1 protein-coding gene is annotated in these 3,801 nt (G+C 43.1%); it reads right to left on the bottom strand.

The window, feature by feature from the left end; all coding sequences use genetic code 11:
• A partial coding sequence (locus DNJ75_RS14395; RefSeq protein ID WP_188618963.1) for a beta strand repeat-containing protein occupies positions 1-3,801 on the bottom strand: 3,801 nt, incomplete at both ends.

Raw genomic sequence — 3,801 nt, 5'->3', positions numbered from 1 at the left:
TGGCACTGTCGTTTTCGGTATAACTTAACACCGCACCAGCTGTAACTACCGCAGCATCATTAACCGCGGTGATATTAATCGTACTGGTGACTGGTGTTGAGTTGACATCGCCATCATTAACAACAAAGCTCACCGTACGTGCTAACGTGCTTGGATTATCAGACGTGTTTTGATAGGTCACACTACGTAATGCTGCCTGATAATTAGCGACTGTATCACTACCTGTTAAGGTTAACACGCCTGTTGTTGCATTAAAGCTTCCGCTGATATTGGCAGTATTCACAAATGCTAAGATATCCTCACCATTAACATAGTTATTGCTAATCGTAACACTTGCGCTTTCTATATTGGTATCATCCGCATCATTCACAGTAAGTGCCGCATCAATGGCACTGGCTGGCGCATTTTCACTATAGTTTAACGTACCACCTGCCACCACAACCGGTGCGTCATTCACCGCGGTGATATTAATCATACTTGTCACCGCTGTTGAGTTCACATCACCATCACTAACAACAAAACTCACCGTACGTGCTAACGTGCTTGGATTATCAGACGTGTTTTGATAGGTCACACTACGTAATGCTGCCTGATAATTAGCGACTGTATCACTACCGGTTAAGGTTAACACACCAGTTCCTGAATTAAAGCTTCCCGTGATATTAGCAGTATCTGCAAATGCTAAGATATCCTCACCATTAACATAATTATTGCTAATGGTAATGGTTGCGCTTTCGATATTGGTATCATCCGCATCATTCACGGTAATCGCACCATCAATGGCACTGGCAGAGTCATTCTCGGTATAGCTTAACGTACCTCCTGCCACCACAACTGGTGCGTCATTCACTGCTGTCACATTAATCGTACTTGTCACCGCACTTGAGTCAACATCTCCATCATTAACGACAAAGCTAATTGTTCGTGCTAAGGTGCTTGGATTATCAGACGTGTTTTGATACGTCACACTGCGTAATGCCGCCTGATAGTTGGCAAGCGTGTCAGTACCTGTTAGGGTTAACACCCCAGTTCCTGCATTAAAGCTTCCCGTGATATTAGCAGTATCTACAAATCCAAGCACATCTTGTCCTGTCGCAAAGTTACCCGTAATTGAAATGGTTGCACTTTCAAGGTTGGTATCATCAGCGTCGCTCACCGTAATTGCACCATCAATCACACTGGCTGCGTCATTTTCCGTATAATTTAACGTGCCACCAGCCACGACAACAGGCGCAATACTCACACCTGTTACATTAATCTCTTGTGTTAACGCACTACTTGTCGCGCCATCACCATCATTGACTGTAATCGTAATCGTACGCTGTGCTGCTGGAGTTATGGATGAGTTAGTATATTGAATCGCTTTAACCAATGCTCTCACCGCAGCATCTGTGGCATTAACACTCGTAAAATTAACCACCAGATTATTCCCTGCACTACCATTACTCACAATGCTACCAATAATATTCCCTTCAAAACTGACATCCGTACCGCTGACACCGATTTGATCAGTGCCCGTGCCCTGATTCTCAATGCTAAAATGATCCTCACTATTGCTCGTATTTACTAATGTTAAATTACCACCATTAAAGTTTGCCGTATCAACATCTATCACAACAAAGGCGTTTGTTAAGGTCGCAATATTATATGCTGGATCGCCTTCAGTTACCGTAATTGCGGCAAGAGTGCCTAAATTACTATTAGCAGGTAGATCAAACAAGTAAGCCTTACCAGCGCTGCTTAAGCCTGAGACATCTTTAGCTGAGTTACCAACTAATACTCGACCATTGTCAATCACAATAGTACCGTAACTACCGCCAAAACCATCATTATCGAGTGTATCACTTCCTTTGAAGCTCTCTAATAGCAGCCAACTGCCTTCCAAATAGCGATAAACCAATGCCTCTGTAGGGTTGTTTCTGTGTGAGGCAATCACTGTTTCACCTTCTATCGCAACAGAAAATCCAAAATTACCATTCGCAACTAGAGTTTGGGCAGTCAGCATGACCTCCTGTGCCCAGCTAACACCGTTAAATCGATAAATATAAACAGCACCCGCTCCAGCAGATGCCGCTATACTTGCATCACCACTACCAAGCACAATGACATCTTTATCCATGGCGATGTTATAGTTTATATTACTGGTTTGAGTAACATCACCAACACTGATTTTTTGCTCCTCATCCCACATATCCGTCGTGTCATTAAAACGGTAAACATAAACAAGCCCTGTCTTGGTTAACCCAACACTTGCTGATATTGCAATGGCGTTATCACTGATAGCAACACTAGAACCAAAGCGGTTATTTGCCGCACCATCACTGGCATTTAATTTCTGCTCAAGTGTCCACGTTTGACCATCATAGCGATATACATAAGCTGAACCAGAACTACTGCCATTATCATCATCTCCAGATGACCCTACCACCAACGTATTGCCAGACTGGGCAAGGCTAATACCAAACTCATCACTAGCAGCAATATCAACAGGTACAATCTTTTGTGTTTCAACCCAGTTGCTACCATCATATTTAAATATATATACCGCACCTCTATTGCCATTATCACGTTTTGCAGAGACAAATAGCATATCGCCATCCAGTGCTACCCGCGCACCAAATTGCGCATTACTGGTCGCATCACTGGCAAGCAGTTTCGTTTCAACCCAGTTGCTGCCATCAAAACGATAAACATACACCGCACCATTTGTATTTAACGCACCACTATCCTCAAACTCAGCACCAATTGCCACCACATTACCTGACATCGCAACCGATGAACCAAATAAATCAGCCACTGCTGCATCTGAGGCAATAAAGGTGTTAAGCTCGCTCACTGTAATGTCTTTATTCACAAAAACAGGTGCATCGGCAACCGCGCTTAGATTGATCGTACTGTCTACACTCACAGAATCAACATCACCATCATTGACCACAAAGCTAATTGTTCGTGCGGCAGTATTTGGCGTATCTGACGTGTTTTGATACGTGACACTACGTAACGCCGCTTGATAATTTGCCAAAGTATCATGCCCCACTAAGGTCAACACACCACTGATAATGTTATAAGATCCTTTAATCGTCGCTGTATCGGTAAAGCCCAAAATATCTTCAGCCATCGTAAAGTTATTACTGATGGTAATGGTTGCCCGCTCAAGATGCGTATCATCTATATCACTAATCGCCAAGGTGTTATCAATGACTTTTGCGGCATCATTTTCAGTATAAGCAATCGTCACGCCTCCAGTTAATACCGGAACATCAGGCACTGAGGTCACATTAACCACTGCATTAATCACATTGGAATTATCATTGCCATCAAATACCGTAAAGGTAATACCACGCGCTAACACAGACGGTGCCTCAGAAGTGTTTTGATATTTGACTGAGCGCAATGCCAGCTCATAATTGGCTAATGTATCTGCGCCACTTAATGATAATACACCAGTACCTACATTAAATGATCCTGTGATATTGCCTACTGGTGTAAAGCTTAAAACATCTTCACCATTAGCATAATTGCTATTAATCGTCACCACCGCAGATTGAATCTGGGTATCATCACCATCATTGATTGCCAAGGTGCTATCAATCACCGTTGCGCTATCATTTTCAGTGAAGTTTAACACCCGTCCTGAAAAATCTAAGCGATACGTACTCACACGACCACTATCTGTGCCATTGACCGTATCACTATTTACTGCACCAGCGCTTAAGGTTCTACCATCACCACTTAACGCCACCGAATAACCAAATTGATCATCCGCAGCTGCACCATCAATTTCAGTCACAAACTGCCAGA

It is taken from the genome of Cysteiniphilum litorale (assembly GCF_003428165.1).
GTDB lineage: Bacteria > Pseudomonadota > Gammaproteobacteria > Francisellales > Francisellaceae > Caedibacter > Caedibacter litoralis.
The sequence above is the reverse complement of the archived record's forward strand: the minus strand, read 5'-3'. Positions and strand labels throughout refer to the sequence as shown.